Raw genomic sequence first — 4,779 nt, 5'->3', positions numbered from 1 at the left:
ATTCCGCGCTCTCCTACAGCCTTTCGGTGATTCCGCTCTTCATTTTCATGGGTAACGTGCTGGCCGCCTCGGGCATTGCCCACGGGCTGTTTGCGGCGGCGGACCGGGTGTTCGGCCGGACCCGCGGCGGTCTCGCCATGGCCTCGGTCTTTTCCTGCGGCGGTTTCTCGGCCGTCTGCGGCTCCTCGCTGGCGACCGCGGCGACCATGTCGAAGGTCGCCATGCCCTCGATGCGCAAGTTCGGTTATGACGACAGGCTGGCAACCGGATCGATCGCCGCCGGTGGCACACTCGGCATCCTGATCCCGCCCTCCGTCATTCTCATCATCTATGGCCTGCTGACCGAGACCAATATCGCCAAGCTGTTCATTGCAGGCATCATCCCGGGCATTCTCGGTGTGATCCTCTATCTTCTGGCGGTCAAGGTTGCCGTCTGGATCAATCCGGATCTCGCACCGAACGTTACCGAAAGCGAACCGATGACGCGGCAGGATGTGATCGGCGTGTTCAGCGTGCTCGGTCTGTTCGCCTTCATCATGATCGGAATCTATGGCGGGTTCTTTACTCCGACCGAAGCCGCGGGCATGGGAGCGGGCGCGTCCGTGCTGGTGGCCGTCGCGCTGCGGACGATGACATTCAAAGACTTCCTCGAAGCGACCTTCGACAGTGTCCGCGCCACAGCGATGATCTTCGCCGTCATCATCGGCGCGGAGCTTTTTACCAACTTCATCAATTTCGCCGGCCTGCCGGACGCGCTTTCCGGCCTTGTGTCCGACTACGAACTACCGGCCTGGGCCGTCATCACGATGATCATCGTGATCTACATGATCCTCGGCTGCGTCCTCGAAAGCCTGTCGATGATCCTGCTTACGGTTCCGGTCTTCTATCCGCTCATGTACGAACTGCCGTTCAGCAATGAGTTGCTTCTGGATCCGGAACGCGCGCTGATCTGGTTCGCGATCGTGGTTGTCGTCGTTACCGAAATCAGCCTCATCACCCCGCCGGTAGGAATGAACGTGTTCGTTCTGAAAGCGGTGCTGCGCGATGTGCCCCTGGGCACGATCTTCAGGGGCGTGCTTCCGTTCTGGGTCTCCGACATCGTGCGGCTGATATTGCTCATCACCGTGCCCTGGCTGTCGCTCTGGTTAGTTTCCGCCATGTGATCGGCCAACCGGTGGATGAGACGGGCGCCCTGCGCGAAATACCGTGCAGGCGGAGCCTGCCGGATCGTCTTCCTATATCGTCGACGAGCGCGAGAACCGGCGGGTCATGCACTCGCCGTCCGAGGTTCCATTCCTCCCGGTCTGCGCGACCATCACCTCCTGCAGCGATTTTGAAGACATCGTGCAGTGGAGCAGTGCGCATCCGGACCTTCTTCAGACCGGCGGCAGTCTGCCTCCCGCTCCAACGCAAGGCCGTGCATGGCACCCCGGAAACTGTTGACTACTGTCCGCCGGGTTGTTCTCCTGAACGGGCTCTGCCGGAAACCGGTGCCGTAAAGGTGTCGTCGGGCAGGGCAAGGTGAACAGGGAGGACACCATGAAGCTATTCAACGCAATCGCGGCCTGCGCGATGGTTGTTGCGACCCCCATGGTCGCGCAGACTCCGCTTTCGATCGCGACCGGCGGCACGGGGGGCGTCTACTACCCGATCGGCGGCGGTCTTGCCGAGGTCATCAATAACAAGGTTGACGGCTACTCTGCCACCGCCGAGGTCACCGGGGCTTCGGTCGAAAACATGGGTCTGATCGCCACCGGGGACGCGGACCTTGCGATCGGCCTGGCAGACACGGTCCATCAGGCACAAACCGGCACCGGGCGTTTCGAGGGCCAACAGTTGGAGATGATCCGGGGCATCGCTTCGCTTTATGCCAACATGATCCAGATTGTCACCCTGTCGGACAGCGGCATCACTTCGCTGGATGACCTGCGCGGCAAGCGCGTGTCGGTCGGCGCGCCCGGATCGGGAACCGAGGTCAATGCCGAGCAGATACTGACGGCGGCGGGGATCGGATACGACGATATCGACGAGCAGCGGCTGAATTTCAACGAAACCGCAGATGCGCTGGCCAATGGCGATATCGATGTCGGGTTCTGGAGTGTCGGCGCGCCGACATCCTCGATCCTCAACCTGGCAACCACAAACGCCATTCGCATTATCGAGCTTTCCGACGCGCAGATCGCCGCCGCGCAGGCGGCCGAACCCCTGTTCGCACGCACCACGCTCGCCGGCGGCCTCTACCAGGGCATCGGCGATGACGTGACCGTTCTGGGTGTGCCCAACGTGCTGGTCGCTTCGTCGGAAATGACGGACGATCTCGCCTATGCGATCACCAGGGCGATGTTCGAGAACATCGCCGATCTGCAGGCCGTGCATCCGGCCGCGCGGCAGACCACGGTGGAGTTCACCCTTGCGGCGACCCCGGTTCCGCTGCACCCGGGCGCGATCCGCTATTTCGAGGAGATCGGCGCGACGGTTCCCGATCGCCTGCATCCGTGAGACGCCGCCCTGGAGGAACACTGATGGTGTTCCTCCTCTCTTCGTTTCCGCTGGCAGCACCAGCCGAAACACTGATCGCCTCGCTGGCCGGCGACGGAACGGTGCTTGCCAGGGCCGATGTCCCGGAGGGTGCCGGCTGGTGCATTCTCTGGCGCCACTCGGTGCAGGGGTTCGAAGTGGCCGATTGTTACCTGAACCGCACCGGCCAGATGGTGCTGCACCGCGCGCACCTGCCGGATTTCGCCGCGGGCCTCGATCACATCCCCGGCCGGGGTGTGCAACGCTCCGATGGCGCGGGCGGCTACTGGATCGAGGCGCTGGACGAACCGGTGCCCGGAAACACCTATATCCTTCGCCCCGGCAGCATGGAAGTGAACCACCGGATCAGCATCGGGGGAAACGTGATATCGCTTTCCGCCATGGCCGCCCACCAGCGGGTTCGCATGGCGCTCGAACCGGACGGGAACTGATGGAACAGGACGGCGCAGCTTTGAAAAACAACGGTCGTTGGCCGCGGGCGGTGCCCTGTCTCATCACGATCGTCGCGGTGTCGCTGTCCCTGTTCCAACTCTACGCGGCGGGCATCAGGCCGCTCGGCCTGTTTTATCAGCGTCCGATTCACCTCGGTTTCATCCTCGTTCTCTGCTTCCTGGTCTTTCCCGTCACGGGTCGCGGCCGGCCGCGCGGTGTGCCCGGATGGCTTGTCGACATCCCGCTCATCCTGGGTGGTATCCTCGTCGGGCTCTGGCTGCCCCTGAACATCGATACCATCGCCAATGCCGTGTTCCCCCGCCGGATCGACGTGGCCGTGGGCGTCGTCACGACCCTCGTCGTGCTCGAAGCCGCGCGCCGGGCCGTCGGATTGGCAATGACAATCATCGGCGCGATCTTCATCCTTTATGCCTTTGCCGGCGTGCGCGGCGAACTTCCCTGGCTGGCGGACTGGCTTCCGGGCATCCTCAATCACCGCGGCTATTCGATCGAGCGCGTTGCCAGCCAGCTGACCCTTGGCGCCGAGGGGATTTTCGGCATCCCGCTGGGTGTTGCCGCAACCTTCATCTTTGTCTTTGTACTCTTCGGGGCCTTTCTGGAAGTATCCGGCGCGGGGCGGTTCTTTATCGACCTCGCCTATGCGGCAACGGGCCGGCAGCGGGGTGGCCCGGCCAAGGCGGCGGTGCTCGCCTCGGCCGGCATGGGCTCGGTCTCCGGGTCCGCCATCGCCAATGTGGTGACCACCGGAGCCTTTACCATCCCGCTGATGAAGCGGCTCGGCTATCGCCCGGCGCAGGCCGGCGGTATCGAGGCGGCCGCATCGACCGGCGGGCAGATCATGCCGCCGCTGATGGGCGCCGGAGCGTTTCTGATGAGCGAGTTCACCCAGGTGCCCTATGTGGATATCGTCCTCGTCTCGATCTTTCCGGCAATTCTCTATTTCGGGTCGGTCTACCTGCTCGTCCATATCGCGGCCGTGAAGCTGGGGCTCGAGGGCATTCCGGCGCGCGATCTGATGCGCGCGCGCGATGTACTCAAAGATGGCTGGCATTTCCTGCTTCCGCTCATCGCTTTGACCTACTTCCTGATCGCCGGGTATTCGCCGATGCGTGTCGGGTTCTTTGCAATCGTCTCGATTGTGCTCGCCGCGTCGGCGCGCGCGATCTGGGTGTTTCTCCGCGATGCGCCAACGGTCGGGGGATTCCGGGAACTTCTCGGGAACGGCGCGGCGCTCACGTTGCATGCGCTGGAACGGGGTGCCCGCAATGCCGTCGCCGTGTCGCTGGCCTGTGCGGTGGCCGGGATCATCGTCGGCATGGTAGGCCTGACCGGGCTGGGGCTGAAATTCTCCGCGATGATGCTCGCGCTTTCAGGCGGCAACCTGGTACTGGCGCTGGTCATGGTGATACTCGCCAGCCTTGTCCTCGGTATGGGTCTGCCGGTTACCGCGGCCTACATCGTGCTCATCATTCTCGTCGGCCCGGCGCTCACCAGCGAATTCGGCGTTCCCCTTCTCGTCGCACATCTTGTCGTGTTCTGGTATTCGCAGGATTCCAACGTGACGCCCCCGGTCGCTCTGGCGGGTTTTGCGGCGTCGGCCATCGCCGGCTCGAAACCGATGGAAACCAGCTTTCAGGCGTGGAAATACGCCAAGGGCCTTTATCTCATCCCGCTGTTCATGGTGTTCAACCCGTCGATCATTCTTGGCGGCCCGCTGCTCCTCGTGCTCTGGACCGGCACGATCGCCGTGATAGCCCTGACAGCCTTCGCCGCGATGCTCGAAGGCTA

General features: G+C 63.2%; 4 protein-coding genes. All 4 read left to right on the top strand.

All coding sequences use genetic code 11. The annotated features are described in order from the left end of the window. Positions 1–1,163: TRAP transporter large permease (locus ACK5IR_RS09160; protein WP_416928119.1), on the top strand; the 1,163-nt coding region annotated here is incomplete at its 5' end. A gap of 376 nt (positions 1,164–1,539) precedes the next feature. After that, the gene (locus tag ACK5IR_RS09155; RefSeq protein WP_416928117.1) at positions 1,540–2,499 is read left to right on the top strand and encodes a TAXI family TRAP transporter solute-binding subunit; all 960 of its coding nucleotides are present in this window, start codon (positions 1,540–1,542) and stop codon (positions 2,497–2,499) included. 23 nt (positions 2,500–2,522) lie between these two features. Further along, a complete protein-coding gene (locus ACK5IR_RS09150) occupies positions 2,523–2,969 on the top strand; it encodes a DUF1850 domain-containing protein (RefSeq protein ID WP_416928115.1) in 447 nt (148 codons plus the stop codon). A gap of 50 nt (positions 2,970–3,019) precedes the next feature. Next, a partial coding sequence (locus tag ACK5IR_RS09145; protein ID WP_416928113.1) for a TRAP transporter permease occupies positions 3,020–4,779 on the top strand: 1,760 nt, incomplete at its 3' end.

The sequence above is a fragment of the Tropicimonas sp. genome, from assembly GCF_047971885.1.
In the GTDB taxonomy this organism is placed as follows: domain Bacteria; phylum Pseudomonadota; class Alphaproteobacteria; order Rhodobacterales; family Rhodobacteraceae; genus Tropicimonas.
The sequence above is the reverse complement of the archived record's forward strand: the minus strand, read 5'-3'. Positions and strand labels throughout refer to the sequence as shown.

What these genes read in the sequence shown, in the direction of transcription:
- ACK5IR_RS09155 (WP_416928117.1), top strand. Translation starts at nt 1,540, where the DNA reads ATGAAGCTATTCAACGCAATCGCGGCCTGCGCGATGGTTGTTGCGACC.
- ACK5IR_RS09150 (WP_416928115.1), top strand. Translation starts at nt 2,523, where the DNA reads ATGGTGTTCCTCCTCTCTTCGTTTCCGCTGGCAGCACCAGCCGAAACA.